Origin of the sequence: Streptomyces sp. NPDC056231, from assembly GCF_048270745.1 — a bacterium.
Classification (GTDB): domain Bacteria; phylum Actinomycetota; class Actinomycetes; order Streptomycetales; family Streptomycetaceae; genus Streptomyces.
The window spans coordinates 1-21486 of sequence record NZ_JBLVKW010000090.1 but is presented as its reverse complement, the minus strand read 5'-3'; the positions used below and the strand labels follow the sequence as shown (position 1 = coordinate 21486).

Annotated in this window: 18 protein-coding genes; 8 read left to right on the top strand and 10 right to left on the bottom strand. The window is 69.6% G+C overall.

The window, feature by feature from the left end; genetic code table 11:
- Positions 1-89: 89 nt before the first annotated feature.
- Positions 90-761 carry an HAD family hydrolase gene (locus tag ACNPQM_RS37905; protein WP_418087520.1) on the bottom strand — a complete coding sequence of 224 codons (672 nt, stop codon included), beginning with the start codon at positions 759-761 and terminating at the stop codon, positions 90-92.
- Between the two features lie 52 nt (positions 762-813).
- The gene (locus ACNPQM_RS37900; RefSeq protein WP_358859343.1) at positions 814-1320 is read right to left on the bottom strand and encodes a DUF6912 family protein; all 507 of its coding nucleotides are present in this window, start codon (positions 1318-1320) and stop codon (positions 814-816) included.
- A gap of 289 nt (positions 1321-1609) precedes the next feature.
- Here ACNPQM_RS37900 and ACNPQM_RS37895 point away from each other — a divergent pair, with 289 nt between their 5' ends.
- Positions 1610-2026, top strand: a complete 417-nt coding sequence (locus tag ACNPQM_RS37895) for an Rv3235 family protein (protein ID WP_418087519.1) — start codon at positions 1610-1612, stop codon at positions 2024-2026.
- 258 nt (positions 2027-2284) lie between these two features.
- On the opposite strand, the gene secA is transcribed toward ACNPQM_RS37895, so the two are convergent.
- Entirely contained in the window at positions 2285-5110 is a 2826-nt protein-coding gene (gene secA / locus ACNPQM_RS37890) for a preprotein translocase subunit SecA (protein ID WP_358859345.1), read from the bottom strand.
- A gap of 239 nt (positions 5111-5349) precedes the next feature.
- Between secA and ACNPQM_RS37885 the strand changes: the two genes are divergently transcribed.
- A complete protein-coding gene (locus ACNPQM_RS37885; protein WP_418087518.1) occupies positions 5350-6012 on the top strand; it encodes a GNAT family N-acetyltransferase in 663 nt (220 codons plus the stop codon).
- Positions 6009-7184, top strand: coding sequence for a winged helix-turn-helix domain-containing protein (locus ACNPQM_RS37880; RefSeq protein ID WP_358859347.1), 1176 nt, complete (start codon positions 6009-6011; stop codon positions 7182-7184). Before ACNPQM_RS37885 ends, ACNPQM_RS37880 begins: the two co-directional genes overlap by 4 nt.
- A gap of 24 nt (positions 7185-7208) precedes the next feature.
- On the opposite strand, the gene ACNPQM_RS37875 is transcribed toward ACNPQM_RS37880, so the two are convergent.
- The 7 genes from ACNPQM_RS37875 to mtnA all read right to left on the bottom strand — a co-directional run bounded on the left by ACNPQM_RS37875 (position 7209) and on the right by mtnA (position 15760).
- Entirely contained in the window at positions 7209-7961 is a 753-nt protein-coding gene (locus ACNPQM_RS37875; RefSeq protein WP_358859348.1) for a response regulator transcription factor, read from the bottom strand.
- 186 nt (positions 7962-8147) lie between these two features.
- The gene (gene hpf, locus ACNPQM_RS37870; protein ID WP_358859349.1) at positions 8148-8837 is read right to left on the bottom strand and encodes a ribosome hibernation-promoting factor, HPF/YfiA family; all 690 of its coding nucleotides are present in this window, start codon (positions 8835-8837) and stop codon (positions 8148-8150) included.
- Positions 8838-9159: 322 nt separating this feature from the next.
- The gene (locus tag ACNPQM_RS37865) at positions 9160-9891 is read right to left on the bottom strand and encodes a ComF family protein (protein WP_418087517.1); all 732 of its coding nucleotides are present in this window, start codon (positions 9889-9891) and stop codon (positions 9160-9162) included.
- 148 nt (positions 9892-10039) lie between these two features.
- Positions 10040-11863, bottom strand: coding sequence for an LpqB family beta-propeller domain-containing protein (locus tag ACNPQM_RS37860; protein WP_418087522.1), 1824 nt, complete (start codon positions 11861-11863; stop codon positions 10040-10042).
- A 34-nt stretch (positions 11864-11897) separates the two neighbouring features.
- Complete coding sequence (gene mtrB / locus ACNPQM_RS37855) at positions 11898-13922, bottom strand: MtrAB system histidine kinase MtrB (RefSeq protein ID WP_418087516.1); 2025 nt, start codon at positions 13920-13922, stop codon at positions 11898-11900.
- A 1-nt stretch (position 13923) separates the two neighbouring features.
- Positions 13924-14613, bottom strand: a complete 690-nt coding sequence (gene mtrA, locus ACNPQM_RS37850; protein ID WP_358859352.1) for a two-component system response regulator MtrA — start codon at positions 14611-14613, stop codon at positions 13924-13926.
- Positions 14614-14617: 4 nt separating this feature from the next.
- The gene (gene mtnA, locus ACNPQM_RS37845; protein WP_418087515.1) at positions 14618-15760 is read right to left on the bottom strand and encodes an S-methyl-5-thioribose-1-phosphate isomerase; all 1143 of its coding nucleotides are present in this window, start codon (positions 15758-15760) and stop codon (positions 14618-14620) included.
- A 139-nt stretch (positions 15761-15899) separates the two neighbouring features.
- Here mtnA and ACNPQM_RS37840 point away from each other — a divergent pair, with 139 nt between their 5' ends.
- Genes ACNPQM_RS37840 through ACNPQM_RS37820 form a run of 5 tightly spaced genes read left to right on the top strand, consistent with a single transcriptional unit; the run spans position 15900 to position 21329 of the window.
- Positions 15900-17102 carry a glycerophosphoryl diester phosphodiesterase membrane domain-containing protein gene (locus ACNPQM_RS37840; RefSeq protein ID WP_418087514.1) on the top strand — a complete coding sequence of 401 codons (1203 nt, stop codon included), beginning with the start codon at positions 15900-15902 and terminating at the stop codon, positions 17100-17102.
- A gap of 4 nt (positions 17103-17106) precedes the next feature.
- A complete protein-coding gene (locus ACNPQM_RS37835; RefSeq protein ID WP_418087513.1) occupies positions 17107-17796 on the top strand; it encodes a DUF4129 domain-containing protein in 690 nt (229 codons plus the stop codon).
- On the top strand, positions 17793-19010 hold the full coding sequence (locus tag ACNPQM_RS37830) for a DUF4350 domain-containing protein (protein WP_418087512.1): 1218 nt from the start codon (positions 17793-17795) through the stop codon (positions 19008-19010). Before ACNPQM_RS37835 ends, ACNPQM_RS37830 begins: the two co-directional genes overlap by 4 nt.
- Entirely contained in the window at positions 19007-20008 is a 1002-nt protein-coding gene (locus ACNPQM_RS37825) for an AAA family ATPase (RefSeq protein ID WP_418087511.1), read from the top strand. The genes ACNPQM_RS37830 and ACNPQM_RS37825 overlap by 4 nt, the downstream gene beginning before the upstream one ends.
- A gap of 10 nt (positions 20009-20018) precedes the next feature.
- Complete coding sequence (locus ACNPQM_RS37820) at positions 20019-21329, top strand: DUF58 domain-containing protein (RefSeq protein ID WP_418087510.1); 1311 nt, start codon at positions 20019-20021, stop codon at positions 21327-21329.
- Positions 21330-21486 lie beyond the last annotated feature (157 nt).

The following is a 21486-nucleotide window of genomic DNA, read 5'->3' as shown; positions in this document are numbered from 1 at the left end:
TGGGCGGGCCGAGGCCGCGCCGAGCCGAAACGTCGCCGAAAGCCCCCTCAGCCTCCCGTCGGCGCCGGCCGGACCCCTCCGGGCGCCCCTCAGCCGGTCATCTGCTCGGCAAGCTCCACAGCCTCGGCGAGACTGTCCACCACCGGCACGCCGGCCGCCTCCAGGCTGGCCCGGCTGTGCGACCCCCCGGTATAGAGCACCGCCCCCGCACCGACATGCGCCGCGGCCAGCGCGTCGTCCACCGCGTCGCCGATGACCACCGTGCGCTCGGGCGATATCCCGTCCAGGGCGGCAAGATGCCGCTCCATGTGCTGCGCCTTACTGCCGCCGGACGGCCCGGTGCGGCCGTCGACCCGCGTGAAGTGCCGCTCGATCCCGTACCCCCGGACCACCGGCACCAGCTGCTCGTGGACATACATGCTCAGGAGCGACTGGCTGCGCCCGGCGAGCTGCCACTGCGCCAGCAGCTCCGCGGCCCCCTCGGTCAGCCCGCAGGCGACCCGCTGCTCTGTGTAGTACCGGTGGAAGATCCCGTCCATCCGCTCCCACTCGGCCTCGGTGGGCAGCCGACCCATCAGCCGCTCGTAGAAGCGGGGAATCGGGATGCAGTACATCTCCCGGTACTGCTCCAGCGTGAGCGGCTCCAGGCCGACCTCGGCGAAGGCGGCATTCGTCGCGCCGACGACCGCGGCGTTGTCGTCGAGCAGTGTGCCGTTCCAGTCCCAGACCAGATGCGTGCGGTGCTTCCCGTGTGTCCCCATGGAGAGAAAATACCTGCCGGGTACGACAACGGGTCAGCCGGTCAGATACGGGTCAGCCGATCAGGTTGGGAATCTCCTGCACCCCGAACCAGAGCAGTTCGTGGTCCTCGGCACCGTCCACCGTGAACTGCGCGTCGTCGTCCCCGAGGTCCGCCGCGCCGAGTACCGCGGCGGCCGCCGCCACGTCCTTCTCCGCGTCGTCCGCGTCGACATGCACTGCGGCCGCCTTCTTCAGCGCCACCGCGGACGCGATCCGCACCTCACCGAGCGACGACGGATCGAGGCTGTGGTCGGGGTCGGCGACGGCTTCCCCGTCCGGTACGTCGACGGCGACGACCACGCGCCTGCGCACGGCACCCGGGTCCCCGGCGATCATCCGCAGCGAGGCGGACGCGGCCCGGTTGAGCGCCGCGTACTCCAGCTCCTCGATGTCGTCGGAGACGTACCACTCGCGGAGCGCGGGAGTGACCGCGTATGCGGTCAGCGGACCGGGGCCGACCTCGCCCGCCCGGTGCGCCGCTGCGAGACCGGAGAGGGTCAGGGGGACGTACACGCGCATGGCTGGCCGCTTTCGTAGTCGGAACGCCCTCAGGATACGTGCGACGTCCCCCATCGGGGTTACAGGTACGGCCTCCGGCCCGTCCACCCCACGCGCACAATTCACCCCTCACACCGCCCCCACGCGCCTTGCGACACCGCGCCTGTCACCCGGATAGGTGAACCTCTGGGACCGCGCCCGGCGCCCCGACGGCGCTTGCGGCCGCGTACGCCACCGCCGTAGAAGATCCCCAACAGAAGTTACTGCCCGGTAGACAGCCGGGCCTCGGATCAACGGGGGCGATGTAACGATGAGCGTGAACAGGACCCGGCCCGCCGGACGTCACGACCAGCGCAGGCCCGAAGCCGTACCGGCGGAGCGTCGCCGGGCAGCGCAGCGGATGCGCCCGCACCACTGGTTCGCGGAACGCCTCCTCGCGGTTCTCAGCGGCCAGCGACCGGTCCACTGGATGCTCGGCCACACGATCGGCGAGGCCTACGACCAGCTGGCCGAACTGGCCCCGGCAACCCCGCTCAGGGCCCGCGGGGCCCGCCCGGTGGTACGCCGCTGCCACGGCGCCCAGCCCGCACCGGGCGTGGTGGAGGCGTGCGCGAGCATCGCGGCGGGCGAAGAGGTACGCGCCATGGCCTTCCGCCTGGAACAGGGCCCGGACCTGCGCTGGCGCTGCGCAGCGGTAGAGCTGGGCGGCACCAAGTCGGGCAGCTGAGGCGTGACCCCGGCACCCACCACTCGCGGCACAGCGCGACCCCAGCAGCGATCCCCGAGTCCGTCCGGCGCCTCACGCCCGGCCCTTGCACCAGCAGGCTCTTCCGGCCGGTCCGGCGCGGGAGGGCAGAACGGCCGACGGGCGACCCCGGCGCGCCGGCCCGCCCCGCACACGGCTGGGGCCGGACACCCCTCGGTGCCCGGCCCCAGCCGCCGTACGAAGCAAACTCACGCCCGCAGGACGCAGGCGCAGCCGCACCTACTTCTTGCGGCGCCGCCCCCCGCCACCGCTCTTCTGCGCCTTGCGTCGCTCCGCCCGGGTGAGCCCGTCCGACTCCGACCCGGCCCCACCGTCACCGTTGGCGAAGTCGCCCTCGACGACGCCTCCCTCCCCGTCCACCGTGGGGGCGGAGAAGTGCAGCCGGTCCGGGCGCTGCGGAGCGTCGAGCCCCTTGGCGCGGATCTCCGGACGTGCCGCAGCCGGAACCGTGGCGTCCTCCTTGGCAAGCGAGGTCCCCTCGGCCGCATCCTGCACCGGAACCTCCTCGACCTGCTGCTCGACCTGGACCTCCAGGTTGAACAGGTAGCCGACGGACTCCTCCTTGATGCCCTCCATCATGGCGTTGAACATGTCGAAGCCCTCGCGCTGGTACTCGACCAGCGGGTCCTTCTGCGCCATGGCCCGCAGGCCGATGCCCTCCTGGAGGTAGTCCATCTCGTAGAGGTGCTCACGCCACTTGCGGTCCAGGACGGACAGCACGACGCGCCGCTCCAGCTCACGCATGATGTCCGAGCCGAGCTGCTTCTCGCGCTCGTCGTACTGCTCGTGGATGTCGTCCTTGATGGACTCCGCGATGAACTCGGCGGTGATCCCGGCCCGGTCCCCGGTCGCGTCCTCCAGCTCATCGACGGTGACCTTCACCGGGTAGAGCTGCTTGAACGCGCCCCACAGCCGGTCGAGGTCCCACTCCTCGGCGAAGCCCTCGGCAGTCTCCTGCCGGATGTAGTCGTCGATGGTGTCGTCCATGAAGTGGCGGATCTGCTCCTGCAGGTCCTCGCCCTCCAGGACGCGACGACGCTCGCCGTAGATGACCTCGCGCTGCCGGTTGAGCACCTCGTCGTACTTCAGGACGTTCTTACGCGTCTCGAAGTTCTGCTGCTCGACCTGCGACTGCGCCGACGCGATCGCCCGCGTCACCATCTTGTTCTCGATCGGCACGTCGTCCGGCACGTTTGCCATCGACATCACGCGCTCAACCATCTGCGCCTTGAACAGCCGCATCAGGTCGTCGCCGAGCGACAGGTAGAAGCGGGACTCGCCCGGGTCGCCCTGACGGCCGGAACGACCGCGCAGCTGGTTGTCGATACGCCGCGACTCGTGCCGCTCGGTGCCCAGGACGTAGAGCCCGCCGAGCTCCCTGACCTCTTCGAACTCCGCCTTCACGGCCTGCTCGGCCTTCTCCAGCGCCGCGGGCAGCGCGGCCGCCCACTCCTCGACGTGCTCGACGGGGTCGAGACCGCGCTGGCGCAGCTCCGCCTCGGCGAGGTCGTCGGGGTTGCCGCCGAGCTTGATGTCGGTGCCTCGACCGGCCATGTTCGTCGCCACCGTCACCGCGCCCTTACGGCCGGCCTGGGCCACGATCGTCGCCTCGCGGTCGTGCTGCTTGGCGTTGAGCACCTCGTGCTGGACACCGCGCTTGGAGAGCTGCTGCGAGAGGTACTCGGACTTCTCGACCGAGGTGGTGCCGACCAGGATCGGCTGACCCTTCTCGTGCTTCTCGGCGATGTCGTCGACGACCGCGGCGAACTTCGCGACCTCGGTCCGGTAGATCAGGTCCGACTGGTCGGCGCGGACCATCGGCCGGTTCGTCGGGATCGGCACGACGCCGAGCTTGTAGATCTGGTGGAACTCGGCGGCCTCGGTCATCGCCGTACCGGTCATGCCGGACAGCTTGCCGTAGAGGCGGAAGAAGTTCTGCAGGGTGATCGTGGCAAGGGTCTGGTTCTCGTCCTTGATGTCCACCCCTTCCTTCGCCTCGATCGCCTGGTGCATGCCCTCGTTGTAGCGGCGGCCGGCGAGGATACGGCCGGTGTGCTCGTCGACGATCATGACTTCGCCGTCGATGACGACGTAGTCCTTGTCCTTCTTGAAGAGTTCCTTGGCCTTGATGGCGTTGTTGAGGTACCCGACGAGCGGGGTGTTCACCGACTCGTAGAGGTTGTCGATGCCGAGCCAGTCCTCGACCTTCGCGACACCGGGCTCGTGGATCGCGACGGTCCGCTTCTTCTCGTCGACCTCGTAGTCGCCGGTCTCCTCGATGCCCTTGAGCGGATTGCCCGCCTCGCCCTTCGTGAGGCGCGTGACCAGCTTGGCGAAGTCGCCGTACCACTTGGTCGCCTGATCGGCCGGGCCGGAGATGATCAGCGGCGTACGGGCCTCGTCGACGAGGATCGAGTCGACCTCGTCGACCACCGCGAAGTTGTGTCCGCGCTGGACGAGCTCGTCCGCGGACCACGCCATGTTGTCGCGAAGGTAGTCGAAGCCGAACTCGTTGTTCGTGCCGTACGTGATGTCGCAGGCGTACTGCTCACGTCGCTGGGCCGGCGTCATGTTCGCGAGGATGCAGCCGACGGTCAGGCCCAGGAACTTGTGGACCCGGCCCATCATCTCGGAGTCGCGCTCGGCCAGATAGTCATTGACCGTGATCAGGTGCACGCCCTTGCCGGAGAGCGCGTTGAGATACGCGGGCAGGGTGCCGACGAGGGTCTTGCCCTCACCGGTCTTCATCTCGGCCACATAGCCGAGGTGCAGCGCCGCGCCACCCATCATCTGGACGTCGTAGTGGCGCTGTCCGAGTACTCGCTTGGCGGCCTCACGGACCGTCGCGAATGCCTCGGGGAGCAGGTCGTCCAGGCTCTCGCCGTCCGCGTACCGTTCCTTGTACTCGTCGGTGAGCGCCCGCAGCTCGGCGTCGGAGAGGTTGACAAAGTCCTCTTCGATGGAGCTGACCTGGTCCGCGATGCGGTGCAGTTTGCGCAGGATCTTGCCTTCGCCTGCACGCATGAGCTTGTTGAAGACGGACACTGAGGCTGGTCTCCTTGCCGGTCGGGCCTGGCACTGGGTTTGTGTTGGACGCTGGCACGGGCACGGCAGGTGAGCCCCACCGCAACGGCCATCGTAAGCGAGGACCCCGTCGCGCCGGGAGGGCTGCCGCCGCGTTGAACCCGCTGTGCCCTTTCGATTCAACGGATGGCGGACTCGGAAGGTGCCGGGAAGCGCCCAAACTGGTCGCATCGCCGTCCGCACCTCACCAGAATCCGTACATGGAGCCGATCACTCTCACCACTGAACGTCTGCTGCTGCGCCCCTTTCGCCGGAGCGACGCGGACGAGGTGTACGCCGCCTGTCAGGACCCGGACATCCAGCGCTGGACGGTCATCCCCTCCCCGTACAGCCGGGCCGATGCCGAACTCTTCACGGAGAAGCTGTCCCCCAGCGGCTGGCAGGACGACTCCATGTACAACTTCACGGTGGTGCAGCGCGACAGCGGGGTGATCACCGGTGCACTCGGCATCGACCGCCGCACGCTGCCGGGCACGTACGAGGTGGGGTTCTGGACGGCGAAGGAGCACCGCGGTCTCGGCTATACGACGGAGGCGGTACGGGCTGCCGCCCACTGGACGTTCACCGCACTCGGCGGGGACCGGCTGGAGTGGCGGGCCGAGGTCGGCAATGTGCCCTCGCGGGCCGTGGCGCAGCGGGCGGGCTTCCGCTTGGAGGGCGATCAGCGCTCGGGACTGCTGAACAAGGGCGTGCGGCGGGACACCTGGGTCGGCGCGCTGCTCCCGTCCGACCTGGCCTTGCCGGGCGCCCACCCGTATCTGCCGGCGAAGTCCCCTGTCGGCGCCCCCCACCTCCGGCTGCACGGACCGGTCCACCACTCCGTGAACGAATGTCAGTGCGACCCTCTAGGGTTCGGCCCATGACGCCTGTGCCGCCTCCTGCTGCCGAACTCTCCGCCGACCAGGCACGCAGGATCGCCCTGCGCGCCCAGGGCCTCCTCGGGGCACCGGACCGCCGGTCGGGGGTGCCGGGCGTGCTGCGGCACCTCGGCGCCGTACAGCTCGACACGATCTCGGTGCTGGCCCGATCGCACGAGCTGATTCCGTACGCGCGCCTCGGCGCCGTCGGCCGCCGCACGATCGAGGACGCGTACTGGTCCGGCGGCCGCACCTTCGAGTACTGGTCGCATGCGGCGTGCATCCTGCCGGTCGAGGAGTGGCCGCACTTCGCGTTCCGCCGCCGCTCCTACCGGGCGCGCCCGCAGTGGAGCCACGATCTTCCCGACGGGGCGTACGACACGGTGATCAAGCAGCTGCGCGCCGAGGGACCGCTGACAGCGACGGAGCTGGGCGGCGCGAAGAACGGCGGGGAGTGGTGGGACTGGTCGGCGTCGAAGGTCGCCGTCGAACGGGCCCTGATGTACGGCGAAGTGGTGTGCACCGAGCGGCGCGGCTGGAAACGGGTGTACGACCTCGCGGAGCGTGCGCTGCCCGATGCCGTGCTGCATGACGATCTGGACGACACGGAGTGTCTGCGCCGGCTGGTCGCACTCGCCGGGCAGTCCCTGGGAGTCGGCACCCGTACGGACATCGCCGACTACCACCGGCTGAAGGCCGAGCAGTTCGACGCGGTGGTGGCGGACTCCGGGCTGGTGCCGGTGACGGTGGAGGGCTGGGCGAAGCCTGCCTGGGCCGACCCGGCGGCACTGGCTGCGGAGCCGCGCGGACGGCACCGTACGACGCTGCTGTCTCCGTTCGACTCACTGATCTGGGAGCGGGCGCGGACGGAACGTATCTTCGGCTTCACCCACCGCCTGGAGGCGTACGTCCCCAGGCCCAAGCGGATTCATGGCTATTTCGCGATGCCGCTGCTGGCGGGCGGAAAGCTCCAGGGCCGGGTCGATCCGGCGCGCGAGGGCACGACTCTGGTCGCTCGGCAGGTGTCCCTGGCAGGCAGGAAGGCCGTCGCACCGATGGCCGAGGCGCTCGTGGAGGCGGCGGCCTGGGTCGGCTGCACGGCGGTCCGGGTGGAACGGGTGGACGCACCGGAGCTGCGCGAGGCGCTCAGCCAGGAAGTCGCCCGCGCCCTCGGCTGACCCGGCTGTACCGGCGCACCCGATTCACCTGATCTCCAGGATCTTCTCCCGCATGGCATAGACCACTGCTTCCATCCTGGAGTGCAGCTGCAGCTTCTCCAGAATGTTGCGGACGTGGTTCTTCACGGTGTTCTCGGAAATGAACAGTTCCTTCGCGATATCGCGATTGTTCATGCCCGTGGCAACCAGTTTGAGGACTTCGAGCTCCCGGTCGGTGAGCCGCGGCGCCGGCACCAGCCTGCGCTCGTCGGTCCGCTGGATCATCGACTTGAATTCGGTCAGCAGTTTGGACGCCATGGACGGGCTGATCTGGGACTGCCCGTCGGCGACCGCGCGGATCGCTGTGGCCACCTCGTCGGTGGAGATCTCCTTGAGGAGATAGCCGGTGGCCCCCGCCTTGATCGCGTCGTAGAGGTCGGCCTCCTCGTCACTGATCGTCAGCATGATGATCTTCGCGCTGGGGGCCACCTCCTTGATGGAGGTGCAGGCCTCGATGCCGCCGCGCTTGGGCATCCGTACGTCCATCAGCACGATGTCGGGCAGCAGGTCGGCCGCCTTGTCGACGGCCTCCGCCCCGTCACCCGCCTCGCCGACGACCTGGATGTCCTCTTCCTGTGCGAGGACGATCTCCAGACCTCTGCGGAAGAGCGCATGGTCATCCACCACCAGGACGCGGATCGGCTCCTTGCGGGAACTCTCCGTGTCCGCGCCGGTGTCGGCACAGGCAGTGTCGTCGGCATCATTCGCATCGCGCACGGGCCCGAAGGTGTCCGCCATCGTTCCTCCCCCTGAAGGCCACGGCCTGAAGTTCACAAGCTGTCCGCCAACGGCACTTCACAGAGCACCGTTTGGCTTGGGACGTCATGATTCCATGCCTGGACGTCAGAGCGGTGGTCCTGTGGTCCCACTCGGGTGCCCCTGGTGGCGTGATTGCGCCCCCAGGGGCACCACCGATGCGGGGCGTCAGCCGCCGAGCGCACCGCCTGCGCCGCCCGCCTCGTCAGCGGCCAGCGGGTCGGTCCTCAGATGAATGACACCGTAGTCGTAGGCGTGCCGTCGGTAGACGACACTGGGTTCCTTCGTCTCGGCATCGACGAACAGATAGAAGTCGTGCCCGACCAGCTCCATCTCGTAGAGCGCCTGATCGAGCAGCATCGGTGCCGCGACGTGCGTCTTCTCGCGCATCACCAGCGGCCCTTCGCCCTGCACCTCGAGCGAGCCGATCCTGGTGGTGGGTACGGACTCTGCCGCGCCTTCGCCGGCCAGGTCACCCTCGCTGTTGAACGACGCCGCACCCGGCACGGTCTCGGCGACTTCGGCAGCGGGAATCCGGCCGTTGCCCCGGCGGCTGTAGCGCTTGTCGTGCTGCTTGCGCAGCCGCGCCTCCAGCTTGCCGGTGGCCAGGTCCAGCGCTGCGTAGGGGTCGGCTGCGGCCGCTTCCGCACGAATGACCGGTCCCCGCGAGCGAAGCGTGATCTCCACCCGGTCGGAACGGTCGGCCTGACGGGGGTTTGGCTCCTTGGACACCTCGACGTCGAGGCTGATCACCTTGCCGTCGAACTTCTGGATCTTGTCCAGCTTCAGCTTCTCGGCCACGTGCTTGCGGAACCGCTCGGGCACCTCGGTCTTGCGGCCCTTGACGACGATGTCCACGCAGAACTCCGTTCCCGGATCGCTCCGCTCGGCGGCGGAGCATCTCCCTTTTGCACCAGGCTCCGGTGATCGCCGGAGCCTCGGACTCGGTGGCTTCGACCTCCTCCTCCCCCATCCGGGAGGTCTCCACCCCACCGACTTTTCAGCTTCTGGGCTACCGGTGAGTTACCTGCCCGAAACCTGGGGGTGCATTCGTCGAGGTCCGGCATTCACCTTTCCTCACCACCGAACATAGCCTGCTCAGCCGGATGTCGGCACCCGCTACTCGCACGTACCTCCGTTCAGGGGTCTTTGCCCACTCACTACCTGCAACGATGAAAGTTCATTGGCAGTTCCGGTTTATTTCGAAGGCGGACGGAGACGCTGCAACAACGGCCGCCTGCCGCATTCCGGGACCCTTGTCTTCGCAGAGGCCCGCCGCGTCGAGCGCGCGTGCCGCCTCGGCCAGCGAGGCCCCGGTCGTCAGAAGGTCGTCCACAAGCACCACCCGTTCGGTCGCAAGCAGCCGCTCACCACCGGCCACCACCTCCAGCGCGCCCGCCAGATTCTCCTGCCGCTGCCGGGCACCGAGCTCCGACTGATCGGCCACCGGCCGCCGTTGCCGCAGTACGGATGCCACCTGCACCCGCACGCCACCGCGCCGCAACTCGCCGGCGGCCGACAGCGCGATCCTGCGCGTCGGATCGTGCCCGCGCGCCGCCACCGCCCGCCGCGCCGACGGCACCGGCACGAGCAGCAGTGATCCCGGCCGACCGCCCACCTGCCCCGTCCCGGCCCTTACTGCACCCGCCAGCGCCCTGCCGAGCTCCCGCGACAGTCCTAGTACGCCACGCTCCTTGTGGGCCAGGAGCGCCGCCCGTACCGCGTTCTCGTACGCCGCGGCGGCATGCACCACCGGCAGCCCGGCCGGCTCGGGCGTGGGCCTCACCCGTCGCGGCACCGCTCCATGAAGCACCGCCCGGCAGTCCTCGCACAGCTCGGCCCGCGGTCCGCCGCAGCCGCTGCAGGCCACAGGCAGGACCAGCCCGGCGATCTCCCGCCACCACCCCCGCATGACTCCACTGTGCGCCCGCAGCACGAACCCGGCCACCCCTGTGGAAAACACAGCCGTCCCGAAACAGGAGGGAGCGCCCGTCGCCACGCGATCAGGGTTGGTCCCGGGCACCCGGAACCGTTGGCCGGGGGACTCCGCGGACCGGGGCTCAGCCCGGATAGACCAGCGATGAGCCCTTCTTGAGCACCGTCTGCCAGTTGTCCCCTGGCGACAGCTTCACTATCCCGTCGTCCTCGGTGTCCGCCATCAGCGGCAGCTGCTCGTCGTCCGCCGCAGCCGCGACCGACGACACCTGATTCGCCCCGGGCAGCACTCCCGACGCCGGTGCCGAACCGTCCGCCTGGACATAACGCACCTGCTGTACGCCATCCTGCTCCTTGCCGACCACCACGAGGCGGCTCCGGCCCGACCAGGACATCGCGGTCACGTCCGCCAGCTGCGGCGCGGCCTTCCGCAGCTCCACGACGGAGACGTCCTGCCGGGTGTCCGGACCCCCCTGGCGCTCGATCCGGCCGATCCTCAGCGTGGTGTGGCCGTCCTCGGTCAGCAGCAGCGCGATCCGGACACCGTCCGCCGACAGCCGCAGCGCCTCGATCCGCGCGCTGCCCAGGTCCGGCACCCTGACGTTCGACGGCTCGCCCGTACCGCCGGCCAGTCTCAGCAGCCGGCGATCATCCGGATTCCGGTCCGCCACCCAGAGATCGCCCCGCCCGTCCCAACTGGGCGCAGACAACCGGTCCTCCGGCTTCTTCGCCCTGCTGGTCACGGCGGGCCGAGGGAGCTCGCCCGCCGAAACGACGGAGGCGACGTACAGAGACGCGCTGTCCTGCGAGACCGCCGCCGCCAGCTGCTCGTCGCGGGCCACGCCGACGGTGCTCATCCGCACCGGTCCGTCACCGAGCGGCCCGGCCACCGGCTCCGGATCACCGCTGCCCTTGGTGCTCCCCGGGATGCGCTGGACATGGCCCTCGTCATCGACGAAGTACTGGCTGTCGTTGCCACCCGAGGAACCGTCCGGAGCGAACTCCTCCGCCTGGTCCGAACCCAGGACACAGAGCGACGAACCGTCAGACCGCTGCAGCTCGACTTGCTCGACCCGGGCGGACGTCAGATCGCGCACGGTGTACAGCACCTGAGAGGCCATCATGCGGCAGGAGCGCTGCCCGACGTCGTCCGCCTTCTTGTTGAGCGGAACCTTCAGTACGTTGCGGTCGTCGGGCGCCAGCGCGGTGACGTCCTTGCGCAGGACCGTACCGGTGGGGAAACGGGAATCGACCACCGGCCGCAGCCAGTTAGTCGGTCCCTCGACGAGACTGCGGACCGTCTGTGTCACGGTGTCCATCCCCGTGATCGGATCCGTCCGGTTGCGCACATAGACAGGGTCGGCGACCAGCGTCGACTGATCTGTCGCCGGCCCGGCGGCGAAGTAGTACTTGTTGACGGAGCGGTAGAGCCGCTTGAAGTCGGACTGACCGAGCAGCAGGCCGTCCGGCACGAGGTCGATGCGCCACTCCTTGCTGCCGTTCTGCCGCACCAGGTGCAGGCTCCGGTTGAAGTCCGTCGGCACGACGGGCTGGTAGGCGTTCTGCGCGTCCACCGTCGCCACCTTGTCGCCGGACAGCGTGAAGGTGAGCTCCGTACTGCTGCGGTCGCTGTCGCGGACCGGGCGCCGCTGGCTCCAGCTCGGCGCCTTGGAGAGCACCGTGGTGAACGCGCTCGGCTTCCAGGTGCGCGATGCCTCCTTCGTCAGGTACTTCCGGGTCGTCCGAAAGCCTGGGTCGTCACTGGTCATGGACTCCAGGAAGCCGTCGACCACCTCACCCGGAGTGGCGTTTTCGCGGGGCGCCACCGCGTACACCTGTACCTGGGAGTCGCCGGGCTGTGAGGCGTCAACCGCCTTGATGTCCCCGGTGACGGGCATCGAGCCGCACGCGGACAGCAGCACGACGCCGCATCCCAGCAGAGCGATCATCCCCACCGCACGTCCACGGCCGCCCTCACGACGGTCAGCGCCCACGAGTCGTGTCCTCCCGATCCGGGTCCTGCGCAGCAGAGTCGATGGTGTCGCCCGGCCGGTCCTCGGCGCGGCGGGCGACCACCCGGGCGCCGTTGCCCGGCAGGGCGGCCGGATTCACCGACGCCGGTGCCGTCCGGGGAGCCGCGGGGGCACGCGTGGGTACAGGCAGAGGCGAACGGTCCGGGCCGCCCAGCTGGGTCGGCACCGTCGTGAGCCGGTGCTCGCTCCCGGTCGTACCGACGTCCGCGGTCAGCCCCCGGTTCTCCCGGTTGCGTCGCGAGTCCTCGGGCTCCAGCGGTATCGGGGAGCCACGCAATGGCTCGTCCGCCGTACGCGGCAGCGTCAGCCGGAACTGCGAACCGCCGCCCGGCTCGCCCCATGCCTGCAGCCAGCCGCCGTGCAGCCGGGCGTCCTCGACGGCGATCGACAGTCCGAGACCGGTGCCGCCGGTCGTCCGTGCCCGCGCCGGGTCGGCGCGCCAGAACCGGTTGAAGACCCGGGTCGCCTCGCCGGGCTTGAGTCCCACGCCGTAGTCGCGGACGGCGACGGCGACCGCGCCTCCGGCCGCCCCCATCCGCACCACGACCTCCCGGCCCTCACCGTGCTCGACGGCGTTGACGACAAGATTGCGCAGCACGCGCTCGACCCGCCGCGCGTCGGCCTCCGCGATCACCGGCTGCTCGTCGCCGACCACCCGGATCCGGGTGCCCTTGCGCTCGGCGAGCGGCTCGGCGCCGCCGATCACGCGCCGGACAACCTGCCGCAGGTCGATCGGTTCGGCCTCCAGCGCGGCGGCACCCGCATCGAACCGGCTGATCTCCAGCAGGTCGGAGAGCAGCGACTCGAACCGGTCGAGCTGATCGCCGAGCAGTTCAGCGGAGCGCGCGGTCACCGGATCGAAGTCGACGCGTGCCTCATGGATGACATCGGCGGCCATCCGTACGGTCGTGAGCGGCGTCCGCAGCTCGTGCGAGACGTCCGAGACGAAGCGTCGCTGCATCCGGGAGAGCTCCTCCAGCTGCTGGATCTTCAGCTGAAGGTTCTGGGCCATCTTGTTGAAGGCCTCACCGAGCCGGGCGATGTCGTCCTCGCCGGTGACCTTCATGCGCTCCTGGAGCCTGCCCGCGGAGAGCCGCTCAGCGATCCCCGCGGCCATCCGTACGGGGGTGACGACCTGCCGCACCACGAACCAGGCGATGGCGCCGAGCAGCACGACCACGAACAGTCCAGCGGTCGCCAGCGTGCCCTTGACCAGGGTCAGGGACTTCTCCTCCTGCGTCAGCGGGAAGAGGTAGTAGAGCTGGTACGGGTTCTGGTCGATGTCGTAGAGACGCTTGCCGACGACAAGCCCGGGCTGCGACTCCTGCCCGTTCGCATACCGGATCAGGGAGTACGTCTGGAACGCGCCGGGCCCCTTGTCCACCGCCTCCCGCAGGCTCTGCGGAATGCTGGCCGCTTCGACACTGCCCGAGCCGCGCGGCGCACGGCTGCCCTCGTCGGCGCTGAGCGCCACCACGTTGAAGGCGTTCTTGCCGCCGCTGGCGAGCTGGTCGACGAGCTCCGTCCGCCACGAGTTGCTGGCGGTCGCGCCGTCCCCGGCGTCACCGTCCTGCCCACCGGGGGTGAGCGGAGCATTCGCCTTGTCCTGGGCCGCCGCGAAACCGCCGGCGGCCTGCGTCTGGGCAGCCTTGCCCTTCGCGTCGAGCAGACCGTTGCGGACCTGCCCGATCACGACCAGGCCGAGCAGCAGCACGACACCGAGAGACATGAGCAGCGTGCCCGCGACGACCCGCAGCTGCAGGTTGCGCCGCCACAGCCGGACGGCAGGCAGCAGCGGACGCCGCACCCAGCGCATCAGCAGTCGCGGCACAGGACCGCCGGGCGCCCGGTCGTGGAACAACCGGCCACCCTGAAGAAGACGTCCGAACGCGGACGTCCTGCGTCCGGAACCGGTAGCCCGCCCCGTACGGACTCCCGGCTCCCCGGGCTTCGGGGCAGCGCTACCGAAGGACACGTCAGCTCGGTCCGGCCTTGTAGCCGACGCCTCGGACGGTCACCACGATCTCCGGCCGTTCCGGATCCTTCTCGACCTTGGAACGCAGCCGCTGGACATGCACATTCACCAGCCGGGTGTCGGCGGCGTGGCGGTATCCCCACACCTGCTCGAGCAGCACCTCACGGGTGAAGACCTGCCACGGCTTGCGGGCGAGCGCAACCAGCAGGTCGAACTCCAGCGGGGTCAGGGCGATCGACTGCCCGTCCCGCTTCACCGAGTGACCGGCCACATCGATGACCAGGTCCCCGATGGTCAGCTGCTCCGGTGCCGGCTCCTCGGACCTGCGCAGACGTGCCCTGATCCGGGCAACCAACTCCTTAGGTTTGAACGGCTTGACGATGTAGTCGTCGGCCCCTGACTCCAGGCCCACCACCACATCGACGGTGTCGCTCTTGGCGGTGAGCATGACAATCGGCACACCCGACTCGGCCCTGATCAACCTGCAGACCTCGATACCGTCCCGTCCGGGCAGCATGAGATCGAGCAGGACCAGGTCCGGCTTGGCCTCTCGAAATGCGGCAAGTGCCCTGTCGCCGTCCGCTACGAACGACGGCTCAAACCCTTCACCACGCAGCACAATCCCGAGCATCTCGGCCAGTGCAGTGTCGTCGTCGACGACAAGGACGCGTCCCTTCATAATCGACATCATCCCATTAGCTAATCGTCACGTGCGATGATCTGGCACACAGCTCTGCCAGCCCGACCCCCGTGACCGGGGAGACTACGCCCTCCTCCGTGACGATCGCCGTGATCAGTTCCGGCGGCGTGATGTCGAATGCGGGGTTGTACGCCTGGGTTCCCAGCGGTGCGACAGGCAGCCCCCTCGCTTCTCCACCCGCCCCGACCCGGGACGATGTGAGCTCCGTCACTTCCTGCCCGGGGCGCTGCTCCACGATGACCGATGCCCCGTCCGGGGTCTGCAGATCCACGGTCGTGGTCGGCGCCACCACAATGAACGGCACGTGGTGGTATCTGGCAAGCACCGCCAGCGGATAGCTCCCGACCTTGTTCGCCACGGACCCGTCCGCAGCAATGCGATCGGCCCCGATGAGCACGGCATCCACCTCCCCCGCGGCGAACAGCGAACCCGCGGCATTGTCCGTGAGCAAGCTGTACGCCATCCCGTGGCGCGCCGCCTCGTACGCGGTCAGCCGCGCCCCCTGAAACAGCGGCCGCGTCTCGTCCACCCAGAGCCGTCGCAGCTGTCCGGCCCGGTGCGCCCCGAGCGCCACAGCAAAGGCCGTGCCCTCACCGCCCGAGACAAGCGCCCCCGAATTGCAGTGGGTCAGAAGCTGATGCCCGCCGCCGGGCAGCAGCTCTTCGAGGAGCGCGAGCCCGTACTGCGCCATGCGCCGACTGGCCTCGGCATCCTCCCGGTGCAGCGCCTCGGCCTCCGCCAAGGCCACTGCGGCCGCCCGCTGCGCGTCCTCGCCCTTGTCCAGCGCCGCCCAGTACGCCCGCGACGCGCGCCGCACCCCGTACCCGAGGTTCACAGCGGTGGGCCGCGCCCGCTCCAACAGCCCAGAAGCCTCTGCCACGTCGTCGCCCCGGGCCACGGCCAGAGCGACCCCGTAAGCCCCCGCAATGCCCAGCAGCGGCGCCCCGCGCACGGCCAGCGTCTGAATGGCCCGCACCAGTGCCGGCACATCCGCACACAGCAGCTCGACCTCCTCGGCGGGCAACCGCGTCTGGTCGAGAAGCGCCACTGCGGGGCCTTCCGGAGGCTCGGCCCAGCGGATGGAGGGAAGCGCGGAAGGCCCGATGCCCACCGGCGATTGCGCGTCCTGATCAGCCATCCGCCCAGTCTGCACCGTGAGCCGCCCACATATGAAGGCAAGACGGTGACGGAGCACCCGGCCCGTACCGGAGCAACGCGTGGCACGATGGCTGCCAACCTGCCGCCCCGTGAGCGGACAGGACCGTGAAGGAGCGAGAATGAACGACACTCCGGGCTGGGCCTCGCCCGGATCCGCCCCCTCCGACGGCCAGGAGGCGGGCGTCCCCCGGCCGTCCGAGCCCATCGACGGCAGCGGCCCTGCGGGAAACTGGTCTTCCACACAACCGCCGGCAGGGCAGTGGTCCCCACCGGGCACCTCCGGCCCCGGCCCCGGCGTACCGCCACCCACCCCCGGCTGGGGCGGCAGGCCGCAGGCAGCCGGCTGGGCCCAGCCGCCCGCTGCCGCGAAGCCCGGGGTCATCCCGCTCCGCCCGCTCGGCGTCGGAGAGATCCTCGACGGTGCGGTGTCCACGATGCGCGCCCACTGGCGCACGGTTCTCGGCATCACCCTCACCGTCTCCGTCATCGCCCAGGTCACGATCATCCTCGTGCAGCGCTATCTGCTGCCGGAACCCGCCTCGGTCGACCCGAACGCAACCGGCGCGGAGGCACTCCGCCAGGCCGCCGACTCCATGCAGTCGAGCCTGATCTACAGCGCGCCGTCGACGCTCGTCACCCTGATCGCGACGCTCTTCACCACCTCCGTGCTCACCATCGTGATCAGCCGCTCGGTGGTGGGCCGTTCCGTCACGCTCTCCGAGGCGTGGACCGAGGCCCGGCCCCGCCTCCTTCAGCTGCTCGGCCTGACCCTGCTCCTGACCCTGATGACCGCCGCCATCATGGCGGTGGGCGTGCTCCCGGGCGTGCTGATCGGCTCCGCCGCCGGCGTCGCTCTCGCCCTCCTCGGATTCCTGGCAGCCACCGCCGTCGTCATCTGGCTGATGGTCCGCTTCTGTCTCGCCCCGCCGGCACTGATGCTGGAGCGGCAGTCGATCACCGTCTCGATGCGCCGCTCCGCGAAACTGGTGCGCGGCGCCTGGTGGCGGACGTTCGGCATCCTGATCCTCACCTGGCTGCTGACACTCATCGTGACCCTGGTCATCGCGATCCCGTTCGGCATCATCGCGATCCTCATGGACGGCCACGGGATGGGAGCGTTCCTCACCGGGAAGCCCACCGACTTCGGCTGGCCATTCCTGATCATCTCCGGTATCGGCGAGGTGATCATCTCGACGATCACCTACCCGCTCTCCGCCGGTGTGATGGCCCTGCTCTACGTGGACCAGCGCATCCGTCGCGAGGCACTCGACCTCGAACTCGCCCGGGCTGCAGGCCTGCCCGGCTACGACACGAGGAGCTGATGCCGTGACGGGGGCGGGGGGCGCGACAACAGCACGGCTGCTGATCCACGCGAGCAGCGACATACCGGTGGACACTCCACGTGTGCCCGCCCGCGAAGCGGCGAGGCACGAACTGTCCAAACCGATGTACCACGAGAACGACCCGAACCTCCTCCAGCGCGGTCTCGACCGCCTCTGGGGGTGGCTCGGCGATCTCTTCTCCGCAGCCTCGAACACCGCCCCCGGCGGACCGCTCGGGCTGATCGTCCTCTTGCTGATCGTCATCGCTCTGGCCGCCGCCCTCTGGTGGCGGCTGGGCACCCCGCAACACACCGCCCGCCCCACCGACGCCCTGTTCGGCGACAGCCCCCGCAGCGCCGCCGAACACCGGACAGCCGCCGAGGCACACGCTGCTGCCCACCGCTGGGACGAGGCTGTCCAGGAACGCATGCGCGCCATCGTCCGCTCGCTGGAGGAGCGCGCCCTGCTCGACCCCCGCCCCGGCCGCACCGCCGACGAAGCCGCCACCGAGGCAGGCCACTCGCTGCCGGCGCACGCGCTGCCCCTCCGCGCCGCCGCCCGGGAGTTCGACGCCATCATGTACGGCGGCCGGAACACCGACCAGCAGGCGTATCTGATGCTGCGAGACCTCGACCTCGACCTCGAAAACGCCAAGCCCCTGCTGCCCGCCCCGGCCCAGGGAGCGGCCGAATGACCGCGCCCCCTACCTCGGTCTCCCCCACCCCGCGCCAGGTCTGGACCCGCACCCGCGGCCTGGTGCTCGCCCTTCTCCTTCTCATAGCAGCCGGAATCGTCCTGGCCACCGCACACTCCGGTGCCCAGCACGGCCGACTCGACCCCCGCTCGGCCGATCAGCACGGAAGCCGGGCCGTCGCCGAACTCCTCAAGGACCGCGGCGTCTCCGTACGGGTGGCCACCACACTCGAGGAGGCCACCACCGCGGTCGGCCCGGACACGACCCTGCTCGTCACCACTCCTGATCTGCTGACGCCGGGCCAGCAGAGCGAGCTCCGCGCCGCGACTGCCGACTCGGCCGGCCGCACTGTCCTCCTCGCGCCCGGTCCCCCGTCCGTGGACACACTGGCCCCCGGGGTCCGCACGACGTCCACCGGACCGGTTGCCCCGCGTGCACCGCAGTGCGTGCTGCCCGCAGCCCACAGCGCGGGAACCGCCGACACGGGAGGCTTCCGCTACACCGCGGACGGCCTCGAAACCCTCGCCTGCTACCCCAGCGGGGGTCTCCCCACCCTGCTCGTGGTCCAGGAGCAGGCCTCCGGCGACTCCATCGTGCTCGGCTCCGCGGACTTCCTCTACAACAGCCGTCTCGACAGCCAGGGAAACGCCTCCCTGGCCCTGCAACTTCTCGGCTCCCGCCCGCATCTGGTCTGGTACCTCCCCTCGCTCGCTGACCCCTCCGCCACCGGGAACGGCGGAGACGGTGACAACAGCACAGGCCATGAGCACGCCGACAACAACCGCAGCTTCGCCGACCTGATCCCTCCGGGCTGGCTGTGGGCAACCCTGCAACTCGCAGTCGCCGCCGTGCTCGCCGCCGTATGGCGCGCCCGTCGTCTGGGCCCCCTGGTCACCGAACGGCTGCCCGTGGCCATTCGCGCCTCCGAATCCACCGAGGGCCGCGCCCGCCTCTACCGCAAGGTGAATGCCCGCGACCGGGCCGCCTCCTCGTTGCGCTCCGCCACTCGCACCCGCATCGCCCCGCTCCTCGGGGTCTCACCCCGCAATGCTCACTCCCCCGCGGTGCTCCTTCCCGCCGTCTCCGCACGCCTCAGCACCATCGAAGGCGAACTGAACGCCGTGCTGTTCGGCACGGCGCCGGCCGATGACGCCGCCCTTGTCCGTCTGGCAGACCAACTCGACACCCTCGAAAGAGAGGTACGCCTTTCATGAGCGCCCCGCCCCCAGTGCCCGCCGGGACAATCGAGACCGTCGGGAACGACGACGCAGCCCGCGCATCCCTGGAAGCCCTGCGCTCCGAGATCGCCAAAGCCGTAGTCGGCCAGGACCCCGCCGTCACCGGCCTCGTCGTGGCGCTGCTCTGCCGAGGCCACGTCCTCCTGGAAGGCGTACCCGGTGTCGCCAAGACCCTCCTGGTCCGCGCCCTCGCCGCCTCACTCGAGCTCGATACCAAGCGCGTCCAGTTCACCCCCGACCTGATGCCGAGCGACGTCACCGGCTCTCTGGTCTACGACGCCCGTACAGCTGAGTTCTCCTTCCAGCCAGGCCCGGTCTTCACTAACCTCCTCCTGGCCGACGAGATCAACCGCACTCCTCCGAAGACGCAGTCATCGCTTCTGGAAGCGATGGAGGAGCGCCAGGTCACCGTCGACGGAACCCCCCGCCTCCTGCCGGACCCCTTCCTGGTTGCGGCCACTCAGAATCCCGTCGAGTACGAGGGCACGTACCCCCTCCCCGAGGCCCAGCTGGATCGCTTCCTCCTCAAACTGACAGTGCCACTGCCGTCCCGCGACGAGGAGATCAATGTCCTGACCCGCCATGCCGACGGCTTCAACCCCCGCGACCTGGTCTCCGCAGGCGTCCGCCCCGTCGCAGGCCCTGCCGACCTGGAATCCGCCCGCGCCGCCGTCGCCAGAACCACGGTTTCCCCCGAGATCGCCGGCTATGTCGTCGATATCTGTCGTGCCACGCGTGAATCCCCCTCGCTCTCCCTCGGGGTCTCCCCTCGAGGTGCTGCCGCCTTGCTCTCCACGGCCCGCGCCTGGGCCTGGTTGACCGGCCGTGACTACGTCATTCCGGACGACGTGAAAGCCCTGGCACTCCCCACGCTCCGCCATCGCATCCACCTGCGCCCCGAGGCGGAGATGGAAGGAGTCACCCCTGACTCCGTCATCACCGCAGTCCTCGCCCACGTCCCCGTACCCCGATGAGGCAGTGCCCGTGACCCTCACCGGACGAGCAGCGCTACTCGCCGCCTTGGGGTCACTCCCCGTAGGCATCCTTGCCCCGAGCTGGACGGGCATGCTCGCGGTCAATGCCCCGCTCTCTCTGGCAATTCTGTGCGACTACGCCCTGGCCGCGCCAGTGCGAACGCTCCAGTTCACCCGATCCGGCGACACAACCGTTCGACTCGGCGATGATGCGGACGTGCAACTGACCGTAACCAACGCGTCGCGTCGGCGCCTGCGCGCGCATCTCCGCGATGCCTGGCCGCCCAGCAGCTGGCTCAAAGGTACGGAACAGGCGGCGTCCCGCCACAGGCTGGACATCCCGGCAGGTGAACGCCGCCGCCTCACCACTCACCTGCGTCCCACTCGCCGCGGCGACCGCCGAGCCGAACGCGTCACCGTACGTTCATACGGGCCATTGGGCCTGGCAGCCCGGCAGGGAAGTCATCACGTTCCGTGGACGGTGCGCGTACTGCCGCCGTTCACCAGCCGCAAGCACTTGCCGTCCCGCCTCGCCAGACTCCGTGAACTGGACGGACGCACCAGCGTCCTCACCCGCGGCGAAGGCACCGAGTTCGACAGCCTCCGCGCCTATGTCCCCGGCGACGACACCCGTTCCATCGACTGGCGGGCAACGGCGCGGCAATCGGCCGTCGCAGTCCGTACGTGGCGCCCCGAGCGGGACCGCCACATCCTCATCGTCCTAGACATCGGTCGCACATCGGCAGGCCGAGTCGGTGCTGTGCCTCGCCTCGATGCTGCAATGGACGCGACGCTGCTCCTCACCGCTCTCGCTACACGCGCCGGCGATCGTGTGGACCTGCTCGCGTATGACCGCCGCATCCGTGCCCAGGTCCAGGGACGCGCCGCGGGTGAAGTCCTGTCGGCCATGGTCACTGCCATGGCACCGCTCGAACCTGAACTGGTGGAAACGGACGCCCGAGGACTCAGCGCCGCTGCGCTGGCAAGCGCCCCTCGTCGCTCTCTGCTCGTGCTCCTCACCAGCCTGGACGCGGCTCCCATCGAGGAGGGTCTGCTCCCCGTCCTTCCCCAGCTGACTCAGCGCCACACGGTGCTAGTGGCTGCCGTGGCCGACCCGCACATCGAGCAGATGGCCGAGGCCCGGGGCACGGTGGACGCGGTCTACGAGGCGGCAGCGGCGGCCCAGGCCAAAGCTCAGCGGCAGCGCACTGCAGAGCAGCTCCAGCGCCATGGTGTGGTGGTCGTCGACGCCACTCCGGACCATCTTGCCCCGGCTCTTGCCGATGCCTACCTGGCCCTCAAGGGAACCGGCCGGCTCTGATCCAACACTCCCTGCCAACCACACCACGCACTCACCACGAGGAGCCGTGGTTGTCACCTGTCCGTGAACGCAGAAAAGCCCCGTGCCACAAGGGCACGGGGCTTTCCCGGAATAATTGTTCGGCGGCGTCCTACTCTCCCACAGGGTCCCCCCTGCA

Excerpts from the sequence above, each read along its gene's own strand:
- ACNPQM_RS37905 (WP_418087520.1), bottom strand. The coding sequence starts at position 761 with ATGGGGACACACGGGAAGCACCGCACGCATCTGGTCTGGGACTGGAAC.
- ACNPQM_RS37900 (WP_358859343.1), bottom strand. The coding sequence starts at position 1,320 with ATGCGCGTGTACGTCCCCCTGACCCTCTCCGGTCTCGCAGCGGCGCAC.
- ACNPQM_RS37895 (WP_418087519.1), top strand. The coding sequence starts at position 1,610 with ATGAGCGTGAACAGGACCCGGCCCGCCGGACGTCACGACCAGCGCAGG.
- ACNPQM_RS37885 (WP_418087518.1), top strand. The coding sequence starts at position 5,350 with ATGGAGCCGATCACTCTCACCACTGAACGTCTGCTGCTGCGCCCCTTT.
- ACNPQM_RS37880 (WP_358859347.1), top strand. The coding sequence starts at position 6,009 with ATGACGCCTGTGCCGCCTCCTGCTGCCGAACTCTCCGCCGACCAGGCA.
- ACNPQM_RS37875 (WP_358859348.1), bottom strand. The coding sequence starts at position 7,961 with ATGGCGGACACCTTCGGGCCCGTGCGCGATGCGAATGATGCCGACGAC.
- ACNPQM_RS37865 (WP_418087517.1), bottom strand. The coding sequence starts at position 9,891 with ATGCGGGGGTGGTGGCGGGAGATCGCCGGGCTGGTCCTGCCTGTGGCC.
- ACNPQM_RS37860 (WP_418087522.1), bottom strand. The coding sequence starts at position 11,863 with ATGATCGCTCTGCTGGGATGCGGCGTCGTGCTGCTGTCCGCGTGCGGC.
- mtrA (WP_358859352.1), bottom strand. The coding sequence starts at position 14,613 with ATGATGTCGATTATGAAGGGACGCGTCCTTGTCGTCGACGACGACACT.
- mtnA (WP_418087515.1), bottom strand. The coding sequence starts at position 15,760 with ATGGCTGATCAGGACGCGCAATCGCCGGTGGGCATCGGGCCTTCCGCG.
- ACNPQM_RS37840 (WP_418087514.1), top strand. The coding sequence starts at position 15,900 with ATGAACGACACTCCGGGCTGGGCCTCGCCCGGATCCGCCCCCTCCGAC.
- ACNPQM_RS37830 (WP_418087512.1), top strand. The coding sequence starts at position 17,793 with ATGACCGCGCCCCCTACCTCGGTCTCCCCCACCCCGCGCCAGGTCTGG.
- ACNPQM_RS37825 (WP_418087511.1), top strand. The coding sequence starts at position 19,007 with ATGAGCGCCCCGCCCCCAGTGCCCGCCGGGACAATCGAGACCGTCGGG.